The sequence below is a fragment of the Bradyrhizobium sp. UFLA05-109 genome, from assembly GCF_054185165.1.
Window position 1 is genome coordinate 18997 of sequence record NZ_JBBIAR010000024.1, and the last position, 20738, is coordinate 39734.

Genomic DNA, 20738 nt, shown 5'->3' on the forward strand with positions numbered 1-20738 from the left:
CGGCGAGATGGATCAAGCATGATCCGGAAAAGTGTGACGCGGTTTTCCGATAAGATCATGCTCCATTTGCGGAATGCTCGCGGGAAGGCAGAACGATTGCCGCGTCCCTCATTAGCCGAATTTGGCGGGCCGCGGGACAAGGAATCTTGCGGCGTGCGGCGTTTTCGCCCGTGGTCCGATCGGGATCGCTCGGCGTGGTGAATAGTTCAGATTAACGCGAGCCGATCCTCACCGCTTGCCGACGGGATCAGTGATCAGACTCATCGCCAGGGCCCGGTCGGGCGCGAGCCATCGCACTTCCCTGGTTTGCGACATGGCCTCGACGATCTCGGAGGAGATGCCCATGCGCGTCACATAGCCGAGCACTGCGCCGGCCGTGCGCTGGGCGTCGGCGATGGGGTCACTGCCCGGTGCACTGTTCGTGAAGCGATGAACCCCAAGCGCCGATCCCTCAACGCCATAGCGAATCTTGCCGCCGGCATAGACGAGCACGCAGGCGCTGGCGCAATAGGCCGGCCGCACACGGCCCGAGGCGTCGGCGACACCAACGGCGGTCGATAGCCCGCGCGCACGGATCGTTTCGCCCATGATGACGGCCTGGTTGAGGTTGCCACCCGGCGAGGATAGCAGGACGAGCTCGCCGGGAGCGAGATGCGCGTCGTCCAGCCGGTCACGCAGCCAGCTCGCGGCCGCCGGCCCGATCTCGCCGCTGACGGCGAGTGCGCGCCGGCCACGCGCGGCGCCGCCGAGATCGACATTGGCGATGACGGTCGAACTCAGGCTCGGCGACACATACTGGTCCCTCCAGTAGGCCCAGGCCTCGGGCCGCGACATGTCGCGATAGGCACGGATGAGCACACCCGAGGACAGGAGCAGAAAGATGACGACCGACCAGAACAGCCGCCTGCGCGCCGGCAGGGGCGCCGGCCGCTCGACTGTGAGTCGTGGGGCCTCAGCGCGCGAGGGCGCAATGCGCGGACCGGTGGGAGAGCTGCGGAAGGAGCTTTCCTCCCGGCGATCAGTCTCGGACAAGGGGACCTCTTGCTGCTGGACACCGCGCAGGTGTCACGCAGTTCTACACGGCATCGGCAGAGAGGTATACGACGACGCAACCGCACGTCGCGACGTGATGTTGTCCTAGAACGAGATGAGATTGCGAACCACGAGGGAGGTGCGCTCCCTCTCCCGCTTGCGGGGAGAGGTGCAGCGAGCCTGCGGCCAGATCGACTAATTCTCTTGGCGCTTTAATGCGCCAGCAAGGCCTGGCGCTTGGTCGCAACAGGCTTGGGCGCGGGCTTGGTGCTGGCCTGCGCCGGGGCGCTGTCCCAGCCGCCGGCGGGGGCTGCGACGTTGACGGCATCGTCCGGCTGCGGCTCCGCGCTGAAGGTCTGGATCGCGAGCTTGGCGGCGGCGAGCGACTGCGGGTCGAGCCGTTTGGCAACGTCGTCGCGCTTGGTCGCTGCATCGGCGTCGCCCTGCGCGGCAGCGAGGCTGAACCATTTGTAGGACTCGGCCAGATTCTGTTCGACGCCGATCCCGCGGGCATAGAGGATGCCGAGATTGTACTGGCTGTCGGCGACGCCGCGATCGGCGGCCTTGCGGAACCAGAGCGACGCGCTCTTGTAATTGGGGCCGCGTCCGCCGCCATCGGCGTCGAGCACGGCGAGATTGTGCATGGCCTTGGCGTTGCCGCGCTCGGCAGCCTGCGTGTAGTAGCGGCGGGCGATGTCGGCGTCCTTCTGCACGCCGAGGCCCTTCTCATAGAGCGTGCCGAGCCGGAAGGTCGCAAGCACCACGCCGGCCTGCGCCGCGCGGTCATACCATTTGACGGCTTCCTCGTAGTTTGCAGCCACGCCTTTGCCTTCGGCGAAGCGCAAGCCGATCTCGTAGGCCGCGGTCGCATCGCCCTTCATCGCGGCGGCGCGCAGCACCGGACCGCCGATGCCGTCGGCCAGCCGCTCGCTCGGCGGCACCTGGACGGTGCCGAGCCGCGCGCGCGACGGCGTCGTCGGGATCGCGCCGGTGATATCGCTATTGCCGGACGCCGGCTGCGCAGTCACTGCCGGTGGGGGCGGAATCTCGACCGACGCGGCGCTGCCGGAAGAGGCGGGAACTGCATTGTTCAGGGATTGCCGGCCGAGCGGGGTCGGCGAGGTCATGGACGGCGTGACCTGCTCGGGCACGGCGGGTTTCGCACTGCTCTCGGCGGGGGCAGGAGCTTGCGGCGCCGGCGCGCTTGCGGGGGTCTCCATCGCCGGCACCGGCGGGGCGCTGCCGCCGCCATCGAGCAGGTTCATCGCCATCTTGAAGGTGCCGAGCACGATCACGACCACGCTCGCGCCAACCAGCAGCGAGCGGATCTTCGAGGTGATGGTCGAGCCTTCCTTGCTCTTGTCCTTGGCGGCGCCGCCCGCGGCCGCCTTGCCACCACGGCCGGGCTTCTCGGGCTGCGCCGCGGCGGCCTGCGCGGCCCGGCGTGCGGCGGCGATGAAGCTCGACGACGACACCGGTTCCTTGGGCGGGGCGGGAATTTCGCTGATCGCGCTTTCGGACGCGGCAATGCGCTCCGACGGCGTGGCGGCGCGGCCGCTCGGCCGCGTGCCCGGCTCCAGCGGATGATCCGGCGGCAGCTCGGGCGCGATCGCAGCGCGCGCAGGCGCGGCATGCGGCTCGAGGATTTCGCTGATCGCGCGCGGCGGAACAGGCGGTGCTGCCGGCACCGGCGGCGGAGCAACCGGCGTTGCGGCGTGGAATTCGCGTGGCGCGGCGACGAAGGCCGCTTGCGCTGCGGCCGGATTGGGCAAATCGGGCTTGATGTCGGCCTTGATGTCGGCCTTGGGCAGCTGCTGCGATGGCATCACGCTGCGCGCCGGTTCGGCCGGCATCGCCGGTGCTGCGAAGTTCTGCGGCGCGGCCTGAGGCGGCGCGCTGCGCACCGCGCGCAGGTCGCCCTCGATCATCGAAAGGCGATCGACGACATGGCCGAGCGTGCTGTGCACGGCTTCGAGCGAGTCCTGCGTGTGGCGGTTGGTTTCGGCCTGGCTGAAGCGGATGTCGGAGAGCTCGCGCTTGACGAGATCGACCACGCCGGAATCGGAGGCCGGTGCCGAGCTGCGGCTCTCGGCGAGCGCGGCGTAAGTCGCCTGCTGCCGCTCAAGGTGCCGCAAGATGTCGTGCAGGCCGTCTTCTACGCGGCTCAAATTGCCATTGCGCGGATCCGACGCAGCCTCGATCCGCTCCAGGAGATACGACACGCGCTGCTCGAGATGCGCGAAGGTGGAGGCGGAGTCGCCGCCGACCTGCATGCGGTCGAAGCGATCGGACAGCGCGCGGATCGCGTTTTCCAGATGCTCGCTGCTTTCGGACGGCGCAGGACGCTCGCGCGTCTCCAGCGCCGCGGTGAGCGCGGCGATGCGCTGCTCCAGCACCGCAAAACCGTCGCTGTTGGGGGCGGATGGGCGGGTGATCTGGTCGACCTTGGACGACAGCAGCTGCACGTCCTCGGACAGCCGTGCCAGCGCCTCGTTGGAGGCGACGTTGGACACGATGCCGCGCAGCGCCGAGATCGCGCCTTCGAGCTGCTGCACCGTGCCGGGATCGTCACTGGCGCGCAGGATCAGGTCGAGCTTGGCGCCGAGGTTGCGGATCGCCTCGTCATAGCCGGTGAGCTGCTCGGCCGGCGTCAGCGTGCGCAGCACCTGCTTGATTTCGGACAGCGCGTGCTCGACACCGGCGAGCGCCTGGCCGTCGGTGCTGGAGGTGCGCGTCTCGTCGATGCGACGATGCAGCGAGCGGATCTCGTTCTCGATCGATTCGATCGCGCGGCGCGGCATCGCCTCGGTGATGGCGTGGCGGATCTCCGCAAGCTCGTTGCGGAACGCGGTGATCGACTGCTCGATGTGATCGGGGCGCTGCATCGCCTCGATCTGGCTGGTGATCTTGAGGAGATGCCGTTCGAGCGCGGAGAAGTCGGGCCCCGGCGGCGGAGGCGGCGGTGCGTAGGCTTGGGTAGCGGGCGCCGGGGGCGGAGACATGTGAGGCGCCAAGGGATTGGGAGGCGCCAAGGGAGGTGACATGGCGGGAGCCATCGGCGCGGCGGGTGCGATCGAGGGTGCTGCGCGCGGCGGAATCTGCCGGGGCACAAAGCTGTCGAGCTCGTTCTGCCGCGCGGTGATTTCGGCCACCGCAACGTCGAGCGAGGCGGGGCTGAGCGGCGGCGAGTTGCGATAGACCTGCGCTGCCGCGCGCTCGACCATCTCGGCCTGGCGCTGGCGCGTATCGACCGGGGCGGGCCGCGGTGCCTGCTGGCCCTGCGGCCGCGAGATCTGCGACAGCCGCGCATCGAGCCGCGAGATCGCGTCGTTCAACTGGCGCGCGACGCCCTGCTCGCGCGAGGTGTCCTGACGCGAAGTGTCCTGACGCGAAGTGTCCTGGCGCGGCACGGGCTTTGAGATCCGTTCGATCTGTTGGGTGATCGCATCCAGCCGCTGGTGGATGTCGGCGACGTCGCGGCTTTCCTGACTCGGTGCTTGGCTCAGTGCCTGCGGGGCTTGCGGACGCTGCTCGTAAGGTCCGCGGTAGTTCGGCGGGGTCGTGTCGCCGAGGGTGGAGTTCAGCCAATCGTTGAGTGACATGCCGGCACGGCGCGCTGCTGCTTCGGCGCGCTCCCTGACGGATGGATCAATGCCGTCAACACTCCACGATACGCGCGAATTCATGACTTCTGTCCGGTTCCGACTTCGGCACCCCACCCGATGCCTCCAGCTTCCCCGCGCGTCCCAGTTGTAGAGACAATTCCATTCGGCGCGGGTCGTCTGCCTCAAAAACCGACTTTTCTCTGTTACGGTAAATAACGGGTTAAGGAAGCCGTCGCCGCCGTCTTAAAGTTGGGCGCGGGGAACAAGAGGGGCCGAGAGACCTTGGTGGTTCGTCGTGCAAGGGTGGCCCGCCACATTCACCGGTGTCATGCCCCGGCTTGACCGGGGCATCCAGTACGCCGCGGCCTCTCGGCCCTAGCTGCGCTGCCTCTGGAATACTGGATCGCCCGCTTTCGCGGGCGATGACAGCGGAGTGGGTTGGCGGCAATCGGGCTTTGGAGACGCTATCGTCAGCCCTTCTCGCGCTTGCCCCCGTCGATCGGCACCACGGTGCCGCGCGCGTTCATGGTCGACAGTGCCTCGAGGGTCTCTTCGCAGAAATCGGCCACCATCTGCTCGTGCCGCGCGCCAAGGCGGAGCAGCAGCAGATTGCCGAGGTCGAGCACGCCCGATGCCTCGCCGTCCGGAAAGCGCTTCTTCAGGATGCGCTCGTAGTTCTCGTGGCGGTCGCGGTGGTGCTCGAGCCGGGCCATCAGGTCGGTGCGCAGGGGCTCGATGTCGAGGCTGTCGAGGGCGTGGAGGCGGACCAGGAGGTCGTCCTTGATTGAGGGCGGTGTGCTCGGCCGCGCGGCCCAGTGCCGCAGCGCTGTTCGTCCCTCCTCGGTGAGCGTATAAACCAGCTTGTTGGGCTTGCCGGATTGCACGACCTCGCGGCCCTGGATGTAGCCGCGGTCGCGCAGCTTGGACAGTTCGCGATAGATCTGCTGGTGATCGGCCTTCCAGAAGAAGCCGATCGAGGAGTCGAACGTCTTGGCGAGCTCGTAGCCCGTCATCGGACGTTCCGTCAGGCATGCGAGGATTGCGTCGCCCAGCGCCATGACACCGGCTCCTTCAAGAAGTCCCGACCAATTGACTTGACTTTATGCATATCGGCGCATATGCGTCAATGTGCATATGCGGGCGGGCCGATTGCCTAGCCGGCGTCAGCCTTCGCGCTACTTTGCATGGGGTTGTTTTCAAGTTTTTGCCACGGCCTTTATCAAGGGAGGCACCCTGAGAATGACCGGCCTCGATTCCTGGTACGGCTACATGAAGTCCCATAACCGCGCCGCGCTGTGGGACCTGCTTCACCCCGATGCCATCTTCGAAAGTCCCGTCGTGCACACGCCGCAGCGCGGGCGCGACATCACCTTCAAATATCTGTCGAGCGCCGAGAAGGTGCTCGGCGGCCCCGGCTTCAGCTATGTCGGCGAGTGGCGAAGCGCGAGCGGCGCCGTGCTCGAATTCAAGACCATGATCGATGGCATCGAGATCAACGGCGTCGACATCATCACCTTCGACAACGAGGGCCGCATCACGCATTTCAAGGTGATGGTGCGTCCGCTCAAGGCCATCAACATGCTGCACCGCTTGATGGCGGAGCAGCTCGCCGCACAACAATGACGCTGCCCTGCGGTTGCGGAAACGGTTAGACTCGCGACAAAGACTGCGCCTCAGGGCGTTTTTCAAGAATACCACCACTTAACGGCCCCATGCCGGGAGAACGCCATGCCGATCTATAAAGCCCCCGTCGAAGACGTGAATTTCCTCTTCAACGACGTCTTCCAGATCGACCGCTACGACAACCTGCCGGGCTTCTCCGACGCGTCGAGCGACGTGCGCGAGGCGATCCTGGGCGAAGCCGCCAAGCTCGCCGAAGAGGTGCTCCAGCCGCTGAATCGCGTTGGTGATCTCGAAGGCTGCAAGCGCGCCGACGACGGCAGCGTCACCACGCCGAAAGGTTTCAAGGACGCCTTCAGGCAGCTCGCCGAGGGCGGCTGGCTCGGCCTCTCCGTGCCGACCGAATTTGGCGGGCAGGGCCTGCCGGTGGCGCTGAGTCAGGCGGTCAACGAATTCCAGTGCTCGGCCAACATGGCTTTCGCGATGTACGGCGGTCTGACCATGGGCGCGACCGCAGCGCTGCTGGTGCACGGCAGCCCCGAGCAGAAGAAGACCTACGTTCCGAAGATGGTGGCTGGCGAATGGACCGGCACCATGAACCTGACCGAGCCGCATTGCGGCACCGACCTCGGCATGCTCCGCACCAAGGCGGTGCGCCAGGCCGACGGCAGCTTCAAGATCACGGGCACGAAGATCTTCATCTCGGCCGGCGAGCATGATCTCGCTGGCAACATCATCCACCTCGTGCTCGCTCGCATCGAGGGTGCGCCTGCCGGCATCAAGGGCGTATCGCTGTTCGTGGTGCCCAAGTTCCTGGTCAACGCTGACGGCTCCGTCGGTGCACGCAACGGCGTGGTCTGCGGCTCGATCGAGCACAAGATGGGCATCCACGGCAATTCCACCTGCGTGATGAACTACGACAACGCCACCGGCTGGCTGATCGGCGAAGAGAACAAGGGCATGCAGGGCATGTTCGTGATGATGAACGAGGCCCGCCTCGGCGTCGCCGTGCAGGGTCTCGCGCAGTCGGAAGTCGCCTACCAGAACGCAGTCGCCTATGCCCGCGAGCGTGTCCAGGGCCGCGCGCTCACCGGCGCGAAGGCGCCGGACAAGCCGGCCGATCCGATCATCGTGCATCCCGACGTGCGCCGCACGCTGCTGTCGATCCGCGCCTTCAACGAGGCCGCGCGTGCCTTCGTGGTGTGGACCGCGCTGAAGAGCGACGTCGCCCACCGCTCCGAGGATCCCAAGGACCGCCAGGCCGCCGACGATCACATGGGCCTGATGACCCCCGTGCTGAAGGGCTTCCTCACCGACTACGGCTTTTCCAACGCGGTGCAGGCGCAGCAGATGTATGGTGGCCACGGCTACATTGCCGAGCAGGGCATGGAGCAGTTCGTGCGCGATGCGCGCATTGCCATGATCTATGAAGGCGCCAACGGCATCCAGGCGCTCGACCTCGTCGGCCGCAAGCTGCCGCGCGACGGTGGCCGCGCCATCATGACGTTCTTCGGCGAGGTGATGGGCTTTGCCAAGGAGAACGGCGGCGACGAGGCGCTGAAGCCGTTTGTCGCTCCACTCTCGACCGCGCTCGGCCATCTGCAGCAGGCCACCACCTGGCTGATGCAGAACGCGATGGCGAAGCCAGACAATGCCGGTGCCGCCGCAACCGATTACTTGCACCTCTTCGGCTTCGTTGCGCTCGGCTACATGTGGGCGCGGATGGCCAAGGTCACGCAGGCCAAGATTGCCGAGTCCGGGGCTACGCCCTATCTGTCCACCAAGCTCGTCACCGGCCGCTTCTTCATGGAGCGGATGCTGCCGGAGACCGCCGCCAACCTCGCGCGCATCCAGGCCGGCTGCGCCACCGTCATGGAACTGCCGGCGGAAGCATTTTAAAGCCCGCTTCCGTCGCCAGGTCCCAATCGCATCTAGACATCACATCAGGAGGGCGTCATGCCTGAGGCATTCATTTACGACCACGTTCGCACGCCGCGCGGCCGCGGCAAGCCGGACGGCGCGCTGCATGAGGTCACCGCGCTGGCGCTCGCCACCGTGCCGCTGCAGGCGCTGAAGGAGCGCAACAACCTGCCCGTGGACTCCGTCGATGACGTCGTGCTCGGCGTGGTCGATCCGGTCGGCGAAGCCGGCAGCGACATCGCGCGCTTTGCGGCGCTCAAAGCCGGCCTCGGTGAAGCCGTCCCCGGCGTGCAGATCAGCCGCTTCTGCGCCTCCGGCCTCGATGCCGTGAACTTCGCTGCTGCCCAGGTCATGAGCGGCCAACATGAGCTGGTGATCGGCGGCGGCGCCGAATCCATGAGCCGCGTCGGCATCGGCGCCTCCGGCGGTGCATGGCCGATGGACCCCTCGATGGCCGTGCCGGCCTATTTCATGCCGCAGGGCGTCTCGGCCGATCTGATCGCCACCAAGTACGGCTTCTCCCGCGACGACGTCGACGCCTACGCCGTGCAAAGCCAGCAGCGCGCCGGCAAGGCCTGGGACGAAGGTCGCTTCAACAAGTCGGTCGTTCCGGTGAAGGACATCAACGGACTCACCATCCTCGCCAAGGATGAGCATATGCGGCCCACCACGACGATGCAGTCGCTGGCGCAGCTCCAGCCGTCCTTCACCATGATGGCGCAGATGGGCGGCTTCGATGCGGTTGCGGTCCAGTCGCATCCGGAGATCGAGCGCGTCAATTACGTGCATCACGCCGGCAACTCTTCCGGAATCGTCGACGGCGCCGGCGCCGTGCTGCTCGGCAGCAAGGAGGCGGGCGCGAAATACGGCATGAAGCCGCGTGCAAAGATCCGCGCCTTCGCCAACATCGGCTCGGAGCCTGCGATGATGCTGACCGGCCCGGTGGACGTCACTGAAAAGCTGTTTGCGCGCTCTGGCATGAAGAAGTCGGACATCGACCTGTTCGAGCTCAACGAGGCCTTCGCTTCCGTCGTGCTGCGCTATATCCAGGCCTTCGACATCGACAACGCCAAGATCAACGTCAATGGCGGCGCGATCGCGCTCGGCCATCCCCTTGGCGCCACCGGCGCGATGATCCTGGGCACCGTGCTCGACGAGCTCGAGCGCACCAACAAGTCGACCGCGCTGGTGACGCTGTGCATCGGCGGCGGTATGGGCACCGCGACCATCATCGAGCGGGTGTGACGAGCTGCCGTAGGGTGGGCAAAGCGAAGCGTGCCCACCACTGATGTCTCCGCGAATGATGGTGGGCACGGCGCGAGCGCGCCTTTGCCCACCCTACGAGATCCAGAGTCAACCGCCAGCGCCTGAGATCGGCAGCCGGCACCGAGGAGCAACCAACATGGCTTACAAGAACTTCAAGGTTGAGACCGACGCCGACGGCATCGCGCTCGTCACCTGGGACATCCCGGGTCGTTCGATGAACGTGCTCGACGAAACCTCGACCAGCGAGCTCGATGCGATCGTGAAAGAGACCACGGCGGATGCCGCCGTGAAGGGCGTCGTCATCACCTCCAGCAAGGAGGCGTTCTGCGCCGGCGCCGATCTGTCGATGCTCGAGGGCATGAACCAGGCCTACGCAAAGGTCCTCAAGGAGCAGGGCGAGACGGCCGCGAACCAGATGCTGTTCGACCAGAGCCGGCGCTTCTCGCAGGTGCTGCGCTCCATCGAAACCTCCGGGAAGCCGTGGGCGGCCGCGATCAACGGGCTGGCGCTCGGCGGCGGCTTCGAGATCACGCTGTGCTGCCACTATCGCGTGGCGGCGGAGAATCCCAAGACGCGCCTCGGCCTGCCTGAGGTCAAGGTCGGCCTGTTCCCCGGCGCCGGCGGCACGCAGCGCGTGCCGCGCCTGGTGCCGCCGCAGGATGCCATGACCATCTTGCTCAAGGGCGATCCCGTCGCGCTCGACAAGGCCAAGCAACTCAACCTGATCCACGCCATCGTTCCCGCGGCCGATCTGATCAAGGCGGCAAAGGATTGGATCAAGGGCGGCGGCAAGGCGGTCGCGCCCTGGGACGAAAAGGGCTTCAAGCTGCCCGGTGGCCCGGTGTTCTCCAAGAACGGCATGATGATGTTCCCGGCCGGCAACGCCATCTACCGCCGCGAGACCTACGATAATTATCCCGCCGCGCGCGCGATCATGAGCTGCGTCTATGAAGGTCTGCAGTTGCCGATCGACGCCGCATTGCGCGTCGAGTCGCGCTACTTCACCTCGGTGCTGCGCTCGAAGGAAGCGGCGGCCATGATCCGCAGCCTGTTCCTGTCGATGCAGGAGCTGAACAAGGGGGCGCGCCGTCCGAAGGATGTGCCGCCGACCAAGGTGAAGAAGATCGCCGTGATCGGCGCCGGCTTCATGGGCGCGAGCGTCGGCTACGTTTCGGCCCGCGCAGGTCTTGACGTCGTGCTGATCGACCGCGACCAGGAAAGTGCCGACAAGGGCAAGGCGCATGCCCAGAAGGTGATCGAGGAGCAGATCAAGAAGGGGCGCGCCAAGCCCACGGATGCCGAGGCGCTGCTCGCGCGCATCATGCCGACCGCGGACTATGCCGCGTTGAAGGACGTCGACCTCGTCATCGAGGCCGTCTTCGAGGACCGTAAGGTCAAGGCGGACACCTTCGCCAAGGCGCAGGAATATCTCAAGCCTGACGTGATCTTCGCGTCGAACACGTCCACGCTGCCGATCACCTCGCTGGCCGAGAGCTTCAAGGACCAGGGCAAGTTCGTCGGCATCCACTTCTTCTCGCCGGTCGAGAAGATGATGCTGGTCGAGATCATCCTTGGCAAGAACACCGGCGACGTCGCGCTGGCAACTGCGCTCGACTACGTCCGCACCATCGGCAAGACGCCGATCGTCGTGAACGATAGCCGCGGCTTCTTCGCCAACCGCTGCGTCGGCCGCTACGTCGCCGAAGGCAACGAGATGTTCCTCGAAGGCGTCCCGCCGGCGATGATCGAGAATTGCGCCAAGATGGCCGGCATGCCGGTCGGCCCGCTCTCGCTGTCCGACGAAGTCGCGCTCGACCTCGGCCTGAAGATCATGAAGGCGACGGAGGCCGATCTCGGCCCCAACGCCATCAACCCCGATCAGAAGAAGCTGATGGTGGAGATGGTCGAGACGCAGGGCCGCCTGGGACGCAAGAACAGCAAGGGCTTCTACGACTATCCGGAGAAGGGCAAGGGCCAGAAGAGCCTGTGGCCGGGGTTGTCAGCGCTCCAGCCGAAGCAGCTCGACCCCGACACACTCGACGTCGAGGAGCTCAAGCAGCGCTTCCTGGTGGTGCAGGCGGTGGAAGCCGCGCGCACGGTGGAGGATCACGTCATCACCGATCCCCGTGAAGCGGACGTTGGCTCGATCCTCGGCTTCGGCTTTGCGCCGTTCACCGGCGGTACGCTGTCCTACATCGACTTCATGGGCACGAAGAAGTTCGTCGAGCTCTGCCACAGGCTGGAAGCCAAGTACGGCTCCCGCTTCACCCCGCCGAAGCTGCTCGAGGAGATGGCGGCAAAGGGCGAGACCTTCTACGGCCGCTTCGCGCCGAAGAAGTCGGCGGCGTAAGCCCGTTACCCCGTCTAGCATCCTCGATAGTCAAAAGGCCGGATCGTCGATCCGGCCTTTTCTTGTCCGTGGTCGTGACGGCTCACGCCGCCTGCAAGAGCCCTTCGCGCTTCAGCGCTTCCTGCACCTTCGGCCGCGCGGCGACGCGAGCCTTGTAGGTGAGAAGGTTCGTGAGGGCCGAGAGGTCGAACTTCAGCCGCTCCGCCCAGGTCAGCATGGTGAAGAGATACCCGTCGGCGACGGTGAACTGCTGGCCCATCAAATAGTCGCGACCGGTGAGCTGGCCGTCGATATATTTCAACTTGCCCATCACGCGATCCCTGAAGAACGCCTTGGCATCGTCGGCCAGCACCGGCGAGAACAGCGGACCAAAGCTCTTGTGCACCTCCGAGGTGAGGAAGTTCAGCCACTCCAGCAGCTTGTAGCGCTCGGAACTGTCGCGCGCGGGCACCAGGCCCTTGGCCGAGGCCTGATCGGCGATCATCTGGACAATGACCGGGCCTTCGGTCACGATCTCACCGCTATCGAGACCGAGCGCCGGTACCTGGCCCTTCGGGTTGACCTTCAGAAAATCCTCACCGTTTTCGAGCTTCTTGGCGCGGATATCGACCTTGACGAGTTCGTAGGGCAGGTCGGCTTCGAGGAGGGCGATGTGGGGAGACAACGAGCACGCTCCCGGCGAGTAATAGAGTTTCATAGAATTTTCTCCTCTCGATGGTTGGTTGGGGCGGAAGAACGCCTACATGCATTTGCATGGAATAGTCAAGATTGATGCAGGTGCATCAAGTGCGCTAAGAACGGGCTACTTCACTTGAGCGGGACCATGAAACGCAAACCATCAACCGAGGCGACGTCTGCCTGGATCCGCCTGATGCGGGTGCAGAGCCGCGTGCTCGACTGCGTGGAGCAGGACCTGAAGAAGGCCGGCTTCCCGCCGCTCGCCTGGTATGATGCGCTTCTCGAACTGTCGCGCGCGCCGTCGGGCGAGCTGCGCCCCGTGGAGCTCGAGCGCCAGATGTTGATTCCGCAATATTCGACCTCGCGGCTGATCGACCGCCTGGTCGACGAGGGCCTCGCAGTGCGCCGCGAATGCAAGATCGACAAGCGCGGCCAGTTCGTCGAGATCACGGAGGCCGGTCGCGAGCTGCAGAAGCGGATGTGGGGTGCCTATTCCGCCGCAATCGAGAAGTATGTCGGCTCGAAACTGTCCGATGCGGACGCCGTCAAGCTCAGCGGTCTGCTCGACCGGCTCGGTTGCTCCTGCGGCGAGATGAAGCTGCCGGTCGCCAACGAAAGCACACCGTTGCGATGATCCCGCAGCAAACCAAAATGTCCGCGCAACCTGTGGGTTCGCGGACCATCCCTGTCACCCGCGCGCGTTCGGTCGAAGCGCTTTTGATTAGAGTTTGATATGGCGCGAGACCAGATCGATATGACGCCGCTGCAATCGCGCGACGAGCTCGTCGCGTGGTTCGAGGCCGGCTGCAAGCCGGTGGACGATTTCCGTATCGGCACCGAGCATGAGAAGACGCCGTTCACGCTCGAAGGCCACCGCCCGGTTCCCTATGAGGGAGCGCGAGGCATCGGCGCGCTGCTCGAAGGCATGAAGCTCCTGCTCGGCTGGGAGCCGATCATGGAGAAAGGCAACATCATCGGCCTCTACGACGTTACCGGCGGCGGCGCGATCTCGCTCGAACCGGGCGGGCAGTTCGAATTGTCCGGCGCGCCGGTCGAGACCGTGCACCAGACGCAGAGTGAGCTGATGGCGCATCTGGCGCAGGTGCGTGAGATCGCGACCCCGCTCGGCATCGGCTTCCTTGGCCTCGGCATGACACCGTCCTGGTCGCGCGCCGACATTCCGGTGATGCCGAAAGGCCGCTACAAGATCATGACCAACTACATGCCGAAGGTCGGCAAATACGGCCTCGACATGATGTACCGAACCTGCACGGTGCAGACCAATCTCGACTTCTCCTCCGAAGCCGACATGGTCAAGAAGCTGCGCGTCTCGCTCGCGCTTCAGCCGGTCGCAACCGCCCTGTTTGCCAATTCGCCGTTCACCGAAGGCAAGCCCAACGGCTTGTTGTCGTTCCGCTCGGAAATCTGGCGCGACACCGACAATGCACGCTCCGGCATGCTTCCTTTCGCCTTCGAGGACGGCATGGGCTTTGAGCGCTATATCGACTATGCGCTCGACGTGCCCATGTATTTCGTCAAGCGCGGCGATGATTACATCGACGTGTCGGGCTCCTCCTTCCGCGCCTTTTTCGAAGGCCGCAACAACAACCTTCCCGGCGAGCGTCCGACGTTGTCGGACTGGGCCAATCATCTCTCGACGATCTTCCCGGAAGTGCGGCTGAAGCGCTACCTCGAGATGCGCGGCGCCGATGGTGGTCCCTGGGGCCGGCTGCCGGCGCTGTCGGCGTTCTGGGTCGGGCTGCTCTATGACAACGCCTCGCTCGATGCCGCCTGGGATCTGGTGAAGCACTGGAGCACGCATGAGCGCCAGGCGCTGCGCGACGATGTGCCGCGCTTCGGCTTCAAGGCCCGGATCAAGGACCGCTATCTCTTCGAGATCGCCAAGGAATGCCTGGTGCTGGCCCATGCCGGCCTGCGGCGCCGCGGCCGGGTCGACCAGCTCGGCCGGGATGAGACCCGCCATCTGGAGCCGCTGGACCGCATCATCGATTGCGGACGCACGCCGGCCGAGGAGATGCTTGAGAAATTTCACGGCCCCTGGAAGGAATCGGTGGAACCGGCATACGCGGACTACGCGTTCTAGCTCAGCCGGGTCAGTGGCGCGCGCCGTTCATCGCCCGTACAGGTTTGCGGCGATCAAATGACCGACTGAAAAAACTGAGCGCGTTCAATAACTCGAAAGCTGTTCTGATGGGGAAGGGCCGCCTGGCTGGGGCCTTGATGGCAAAGCTCATGGCAAGAGCCATGACGAGGGTCGTGGCACAGGGTATGGCGTGGGTCATGCTGCTGGCGATCCTGCCTGCCATCGCGCCGGCGAGCGCCCAGACCGCATTCGACCGGCCGGGCGGTGACTATTTCAACACGCCCGTTGCGTCAGGTGATCCCGAGGATTGCGCGCTGCTGTGTGAGCGCGACCGGCGCTGCCGGTCCTGGAGCTTCAGCTATCCCGACGTCGAGGGTGCGCCTGCGGTGTGCTGGCTGAAGAACACCGTGCCGCCGCGCATTCCGGCGAATTGCTGCATCTCGGGCGTCCGCGGCGCGGGCGTCATCGAGCCCCGCGTCGAGGGCGTAGAAACGTCGATCGACCGCCCCGGCGGCGACCTGCGCAATTTCGAACTGAAGGCCGACGACGGCGAGGAGGCCTGCAAGGCCGCCTGCATCGCCGACAACAAATGCCGGGCCTTCACCTTCGCCCGCCCCGGCTACACGGGGCGCGAGGCGAAATGCTTCCTGAAGAAGGAAATCAAGCCGCCGCGCAGGAAGGCGGGGTTCACGTCGGGCGTGGTGAGGTAGGGGTTCTCGTGCCCCGGGCGCAGTGCAGCACGCAAGTGATGCACTGCTGAACCGGGGCCCATGGCGCCAGGTTCCGGCTCTGCGTCGCGTCACTGCGTGCCGCGCCGCGTCCGGGACACGAGACCTACTCCGCCGCAATGATCGTGATTTCCGGCCACAACGATTTCCATCGCTGAGCCTTCGTCGCGTAACTCGCCGCAGAGAAATTCGGGCCTGGATTGGGACGCGCGATCAATCCCGCGACATCATCGAACCCATGCGGCGCATAGACGTCGTAGCCCTCGTCGGCACGCCGGATGCCGATCTGCGTGTTCTGCGTCAGAAAGCGGTCGATGCCATGGGTCGAACAGGTCAGCGGCGGATAGGGCAGGCCGTGCTTGCCGGGATACCACAGATGCACGCGCGCCTGGTTGCGCGCTTCGATCTTCGCGCCGAGATACGCAAGGCTGCCCGCCAGCTTGCGGATCACCGCGTCCTCCGCCTCCCACGAGGTGTCAGGGTCGAAATAGAACACATCGTAGTCGGCGATGCCGTGATCGATCGCACGTCCCGTGATCACGTTCCAAGCCGTCTGGACCAGACATCCCGACACCAGCCAGGCATCCGGCAGCGCAAGCTGCGCGAGCGCGTCGGTGATCGCAACGCTGACCGGATTGCGGAGCGCCAATGCGAGGAATTCGTCGCGGGTCATTGGGAATCGTGGGCAAAGGCGCGCTCTTCGCGCGTCGTGCCCATCATCTCACCTGGATTGCGACAGAAGCGGTGGGCACGCTTTCGCTTTGCCCACCCGACGATCCTTCCGGCTCCGTGCCTCACTTCACCGCGGTAAAGAACCGCGCCATCCGGAAGCCCGACAGCCAGGTCCACACTGGCTGGCCACGCATGCCGAGATCCCAGGAGCCGAGCACGGCATCGGCGCGGCCGACGAGATTGTCGATCGGCAACAGCCCGACGCCGCCGGAGCGCAGTGGCACGCGGCTGTCCGCGGAGTTGTCCCTGTTGTCGCCGAGCACGAAGAGATGCCCGGCCGGCACGGTTACTTCCGGCGTGTTGTCGAGCGGGCCGTTGTCGCGCATCTTGAAAATGAGATGCGAGACGCCGTTCGGCAGCGTCTCGACATAGCGATAGGCGGGCTCGCTGCCGCCGTTGTCGTCCTCGGCCTGGCCAACGCCGTCCGGCTTCAGCTCGGCGGGACGGTCGTTGATGAAGAGCTGGCCCTGTCGCATCTGGATGCGGTCGCCGGGCAGACCGACCACGCGCTTGACCCAGGCCTGCGAGCGATCGCCGGGCCAGCGGAACACGACGACGTCGCCGAGCTTCGGCGTCTCGGCGAAGACGCGGCCGGTTTCCGGCAGGTTGATCTGGATCGGCAGCGACGAGGTGCCATAGCCATAGGGGAATTTCGAGGCAAGCAGTGCGTCGCCGATCAGCAAGGTCGGCTCCATCGAGCCCGACGGCACGTAGAACGGCTCGGCCAGCGCACCCTTGGCGATGAACACGGCAGCGACGATGCCAGCAAGCTGCACTAGCTGTCCGCGCCAGGTGCTCTTGCCGCTGTTCTTGCCGCTAGTCTTGGGCTTGGTTGTTGCAGTCATTTTCTCAACGCTCATGCGCCCGTACCACCCACCGTAATCCGTTCCATCAGAAGCGTCGGCTGGCCGACGCCGACCGGTACGCCCTGGCCGTTCTTGCCGCAGGTGCCGATGCCTGTATCGAGCGCGAGATCGTTGCCGATTGCGCGGATGCGATGCAGGTCGGTCGGCCCGTTGCCGATCAGCATGGCGCCCTTCAGCGGCGCGCCGATCCTGCCGTTCTCGATCTTGTAGGCCTCGGTGCACTGGAAGACGTATTTGCCCGAGGTGATGTCGACCTGGCCGCCACCGAAATTCGCGGCGAAAACGCCGTTCTTGACCGAGGCGAGGATTTCGCCCGGCTCGCGGTCGCCTGCGAGCATGTAGGTGTTGGTCATGCGCGGCATCGGCACATGGGCGTAGCCCTGCCGGCGACCGTTGCCGGTCGGCTTCATGTTCATCAGACGCGCGTTCTGGCGGTCCTGCATGTAGCCGACCAGGATGCCGTCATCGATCAGCACCGTGCGGTTTGTCGGGGTGCCCTCATCGTCGATCGAGAGCGAGCCGCGCCGCGAGGCAATGGTGCCGTCGTCGACCACGGTGACGCCCTTGGCCGCCACCTGCTGGCCCATCAGGCCGGCAAAAGCCGAGGTCTTCTTGCGGTTGAAGTCGCCCTCCAGGCCATGGCCGACCGCTTCATGCAACATCACGCCGGGCCACCCGGCGCCAAGCACCACGTCCATCTCGCCGGCAGGCGCCGGCACGGATTCCAGATTCACCAGCGCCTCGCGCAGCGCGCCGTCGGCCGCGTCGCGCCAGTTCCTGGTCTCGATGAATTCGGCATAGCCGGCGCGGCCGCCAAAGCCCTTGCTGCCGCTTTCCTGACGGTCGCCCTGGCCGGCGACAACGGAAATGTTCACGCGCACCAACGGGCGGATATCGCGATAGCTCTCGCCATCGGGGCGGAGGATTTCAACCACCTGCCAGGTCGCCCCTAAACTCACGCTGACCTGCCGTACGCGCGGATCCTTGTCGCGCAAATACGCGTCGATCTCCGCGAGCAGCCTGACCTTGGCCTCGAAACCCGGCGCGTCGAGCGGATTGTCGTCGGCATAGAGCCGCACATTGGTATGCGGCGGCGGCGCGGCGAAGCTTCCCGAATACCCGCCGCGGACCGCTGCGACCGCATCGGCGGCGCGGATCAGCGCCGGCAGCGACACGTCGGAGGAATGCGCGTAGCCGACCGCGTCGTCCTTCACGGCGCGCAGGCCAAAGCCCTGCGAGGTGTCATAGGTCGCCTGCTTCAGCCGCCCATTGTCGAACATCAGCGCTTCGGTCTGGCTGTATTCGAGGAACAATTCGCCGTCGTCGGCGCCCGAAAGCCCGCGTGCGACTTCGTGGCGAACCTGGTCGCGGTCGAGATTGGCGCGGTCGAGCAGGGAGGTCGTCGCAGGGTTGGTCATCGGCGGTCCATTATCGGGAGATGTGGGGCAAGATAATGGTTTCAAAAGCGTTCGGCGAGGGGGCGGACCGTCACATTACCGAAACGACATGGTCGCCGAGCCGGCGACCGTTTCGGTCGCTTGCGCCTTAAGCCGGTTTTCAAGATTTTCAGCCTATACCGGCGCACCCTTGTGTGAACGGGCGGCCAAAGCATGTGGAATTCCTTGGTTGCATTCTGGGATCAATATCACGGCCTGATCATCGGCTTCGCCGTGCTGGCTCTGGTCTTGTTCGTCAATCAGCTGATCTACCGCCGCGGTTGGAAATCCTATCCCACGCGCGAACAATACGTCGCGGCCCATCCAGGCTCAGCGACAACGGTCGGCGTCGTCTGCGCCAAATGCCGGCAGAAGGCTGCGGGAATGACCGTCGCCAGCGTGGGCCGCATCTACAGCTGCACCTGGTGTGACACGGAGCTTTATCGCGTCGATAAGGCGTGAGGTCAGTCCCGAGCGGCCCGCACTCCCGCTCGTAGCCCCAGGATAACGGACTCGCATCGTCGACGTGCAGGTCCCTACGGCAACTTGTCGTACCCCTCGCCGAGCCCGTTCAAGCTGAGCGGGAAGCCGATGCCTTCCTCGGGGGTCTCGAAGATGATGAAGGTCGCGGTCTTGGCTGAGCGAAGCTGGCCGAGCAGCTTGTCGTCCATGACGACCTCGGCGACGCAGCCATTGGGCAGGCAGCGGACGAAGCCGGCACGGCCGACGTCCTGGTTGTCGAGCTTGAGGCCGAGACCGGAGGGCAGCAGCACGCCGAGCGGCGCGACCACTCGCATCAGCCGGCTCTTCTGGTCGGCCGTCTTGAGCACGATCACGGTCAGGCCAGCGTTCGAGCGGTCTTCGGCGACGACGCTCTGGATCAGGGCGCATTGCTCAGATTGGGCGCCGGGCGGGGTGTCGCAGCGGATCTGCCAGTCGCCATGGACCGAGCGCACCGCGCCTTGCGCGTGTGCAAGGCCCGGCAGGAGGAGGACAGCGGCCACCAGAAGCCAAGCCAGCGAGCCAAAATGGCGGTAAGGAGCGGGTTTCGCCATGCGTGTCGAAAGCCCCATCGGGGTCGATCCCTCTGTTCGCGACCTGCTTGGGAGGCCTCGCTTCCACTCAGGTACGGAAATGACGGCGGCTTGAAGGCGGATCCCAAGCAACCAAAAAGCAAATCTCGCGCCGCGCCGGTCGCCTTTTCCCGCGCGAATCAGGCTGCTGCGGGGGCGGCCGGTCAGTGCCTACAGCGGGCAATCCTGCTGTCAAGGCGCCACACTCCCGGGAACGGTGTTTTTGTCTGAAATATCTTGCGTGTGATGGCTGACAGACCGGGCTCAAGACTGCATTGCGATACATCAAGAATTATGGTTTGAGAGGCTTGATTTCGGCGTTCTAGCGAGCTGGCCCCAATTCCTCTTAGAGGTATTCTTGCGCGGCGGTTTGTCGGACGGGCGGATCGAATAAGCGTTCCCCAAAATAGGGGAGTGCATTGGGGTGATTTCGTAAGGGGAGCGCGAGCGGCATGAGGATGTCGATGGGCCGGATGGGCCGGCACTTGCTGGGATTGGCCGTAGCGGGCCTGACGCTGGGCACCGGCGGCGCGGCGTTTGCCGAGCTGGGACAGCCGGCGCCCTGGGAATGGCGTCTACAGGGCTCTGCCTCTCCGGTGATGGACAACATCACCTGGTTCCATAATTTCCTGTCAGTCCTCATCATCGTCATCACGCTGTTCGTGCTGGGGCTGCTGGTGGCCGTGGTGGTGAAGTTCAACGCGAGGGCCAATCCGGTGCCGTCGCGGACCACCCACAACACGCTGATTGAGGTGGTCTGGACCCTGGTTCCAGTGCTGATCCTGGTCGGGATCGCGGTGCCGTCGTTCCGCCTCCTGTTCCTTGAGCTCGACCTGCCGAAGGCGGATATCACCATCAAGGCCACCGGCAAGCAGTGGTACTGGTCCTACGCCTATCCCGACAACGGCAAGTTCGAGTTCGACTCGCTGATGGCGCAGGACAAGCAGCCGCGGCTGCTTGGCGTGGACAACGAGATGGTGGTGCCGGTCAACAAGGTGATTCGTGTCCAGACCACGGGCGCCGACGTCATCCACTCTTTCGCGGTTCCGGCCTTCGGCATCAAGATCGACGCCATCCCCGGCCGCCTGAACGAGACCTGGTTCAAGGCGACCAAGACCGGCATGTTCTACGGCCAGTGCTCTGAACTGTGCGGCAAGGATCATGCCTTCATGCCGATCGCCGTGCGCGTGGTGGAGGACCAGGAATTCGCCTCCTGGGTCGAGGCGGCGAAGAAGAAATTTGCCGGCGGCGGCACCAGCACCTACGCCGCCGTGGCGGGCCCGACGCAGTAAGCGCCGGTTCAGGGGACTAAGGGCGGGACCTCGCGG

17 protein-coding genes are annotated in these 20738 nt (G+C 65.3%); 9 read left to right on the forward strand and 8 right to left on the reverse strand.

Annotated elements, in window-relative coordinates; all coding sequences use genetic code 11:
* Window positions 1-228: 228 nt before the first annotated feature.
* The 3 genes from Q3C01_RS18975 to Q3C01_RS18985 form a co-directional block, all read right to left on the reverse strand.
* A complete protein-coding gene (locus Q3C01_RS18975) occupies window positions 229-1032 on the reverse strand; it encodes a COG3904 family protein (protein WP_458146829.1) in 804 nt (267 codons plus the stop codon).
* A 212-nt stretch (window positions 1033-1244) separates the two neighbouring features.
* The gene (locus tag Q3C01_RS18980; protein WP_458146830.1) at window positions 1245-4718 is read right to left on the reverse strand and encodes a tetratricopeptide repeat protein; all 3474 of its coding nucleotides are present in this window, start codon (window positions 4716-4718) and stop codon (window positions 1245-1247) included.
* Between the two features lie 389 nt (window positions 4719-5107).
* Entirely contained in the window at window positions 5108-5695 is a 588-nt protein-coding gene (locus tag Q3C01_RS18985) for a PadR family transcriptional regulator (protein WP_458146831.1), read from the reverse strand.
* Window positions 5696-5876: 181 nt separating this feature from the next.
* Here Q3C01_RS18985 and Q3C01_RS18990 point away from each other — a divergent pair, with 181 nt between their 5' ends.
* From Q3C01_RS18990 to Q3C01_RS19005, 4 genes are all read left to right on the forward strand, one after another.
* Entirely contained in the window at window positions 5877-6260 is a 384-nt protein-coding gene (locus Q3C01_RS18990; protein ID WP_458146832.1) for a nuclear transport factor 2-like protein, read from the forward strand.
* Between the two features lie 105 nt (window positions 6261-6365).
* Window positions 6366-8156: an acyl-CoA dehydrogenase C-terminal domain-containing protein gene (locus Q3C01_RS18995; protein ID WP_458146833.1), complete on the forward strand. Its 1791-nt coding sequence runs from the start codon at window positions 6366-6368 to the stop codon at window positions 8154-8156.
* A 57-nt stretch (window positions 8157-8213) separates the two neighbouring features.
* Window positions 8214-9422 (forward strand): acetyl-CoA C-acetyltransferase, encoded by a 1209-nt coding sequence (locus tag Q3C01_RS19000; RefSeq protein ID WP_458146834.1) that lies wholly within the window; start codon window positions 8214-8216, stop codon window positions 9420-9422.
* Window positions 9423-9579: 157 nt separating this feature from the next.
* The gene (locus tag Q3C01_RS19005; RefSeq protein ID WP_458146835.1) at window positions 9580-11793 is read left to right on the forward strand and encodes an FAD-dependent oxidoreductase; all 2214 of its coding nucleotides are present in this window, start codon (window positions 9580-9582) and stop codon (window positions 11791-11793) included.
* 82 nt (window positions 11794-11875) lie between these two features.
* Here the strand turns inward: Q3C01_RS19005 and gstA are convergent, their stop codons facing one another.
* The gene (gstA, locus tag Q3C01_RS19010; protein WP_458146836.1) at window positions 11876-12490 is read right to left on the reverse strand and encodes a glutathione transferase GstA; all 615 of its coding nucleotides are present in this window, start codon (window positions 12488-12490) and stop codon (window positions 11876-11878) included.
* A gap of 126 nt (window positions 12491-12616) precedes the next feature.
* Here gstA and Q3C01_RS19015 point away from each other — a divergent pair, with 126 nt between their 5' ends.
* From Q3C01_RS19015 to Q3C01_RS19025, 3 genes are all read left to right on the forward strand, one after another.
* Window positions 12617-13105, forward strand: a complete 489-nt coding sequence (locus Q3C01_RS19015) for a MarR family winged helix-turn-helix transcriptional regulator (RefSeq protein WP_254102677.1) — start codon at window positions 12617-12619, stop codon at window positions 13103-13105.
* 99 nt (window positions 13106-13204) lie between these two features.
* Window positions 13205-14575, forward strand: a complete 1371-nt coding sequence (locus Q3C01_RS19020; protein WP_458146837.1) for a glutamate--cysteine ligase — start codon at window positions 13205-13207, stop codon at window positions 14573-14575.
* 107 nt (window positions 14576-14682) lie between these two features.
* Entirely contained in the window at window positions 14683-15285 is a 603-nt protein-coding gene (locus Q3C01_RS19025; protein WP_458146838.1) for a PAN domain-containing protein, read from the forward strand.
* A gap of 124 nt (window positions 15286-15409) precedes the next feature.
* On the opposite strand, the gene Q3C01_RS19030 is transcribed toward Q3C01_RS19025, so the two are convergent.
* The 3 genes from Q3C01_RS19030 to tldD form a co-directional block, all read right to left on the reverse strand.
* The gene (locus Q3C01_RS19030; protein WP_458146839.1) at window positions 15410-15976 is read right to left on the reverse strand and encodes a nucleotidyltransferase family protein; all 567 of its coding nucleotides are present in this window, start codon (window positions 15974-15976) and stop codon (window positions 15410-15412) included.
* 121 nt (window positions 15977-16097) lie between these two features.
* Window positions 16098-16895 (reverse strand): signal peptidase I, encoded by a 798-nt coding sequence (lepB, locus tag Q3C01_RS19035; RefSeq protein WP_458146840.1) that lies wholly within the window; start codon window positions 16893-16895, stop codon window positions 16098-16100.
* Window positions 16892-18319, reverse strand: a complete 1428-nt coding sequence (gene tldD, locus Q3C01_RS19040) for a metalloprotease TldD (protein WP_458146841.1) — start codon at window positions 18317-18319, stop codon at window positions 16892-16894. Before tldD ends, lepB begins: the two co-directional genes overlap by 4 nt.
* Window positions 18320-18511: 192 nt before the next feature.
* Between tldD and Q3C01_RS19045 the strand changes: the two genes are divergently transcribed.
* Complete coding sequence (locus tag Q3C01_RS19045; protein ID WP_458146842.1) at window positions 18512-18799, forward strand: hypothetical protein; 288 nt, start codon at window positions 18512-18514, stop codon at window positions 18797-18799.
* 74 nt (window positions 18800-18873) lie between these two features.
* Here the strand turns inward: Q3C01_RS19045 and Q3C01_RS19050 are convergent, their stop codons facing one another.
* Window positions 18874-19410 carry an invasion associated locus B family protein gene (locus Q3C01_RS19050; RefSeq protein ID WP_458146843.1) on the reverse strand — a complete coding sequence of 179 codons (537 nt, stop codon included), beginning with the start codon at window positions 19408-19410 and terminating at the stop codon, window positions 18874-18876.
* Window positions 19411-19862: 452 nt separating this feature from the next.
* Here Q3C01_RS19050 and coxB point away from each other — a divergent pair, with 452 nt between their 5' ends.
* Entirely contained in the window at window positions 19863-20702 is an 840-nt protein-coding gene (gene coxB / locus Q3C01_RS19055) for a cytochrome c oxidase subunit II (RefSeq protein ID WP_458146844.1), read from the forward strand.
* Window positions 20703-20738: the final 36 nt, after the last annotated feature.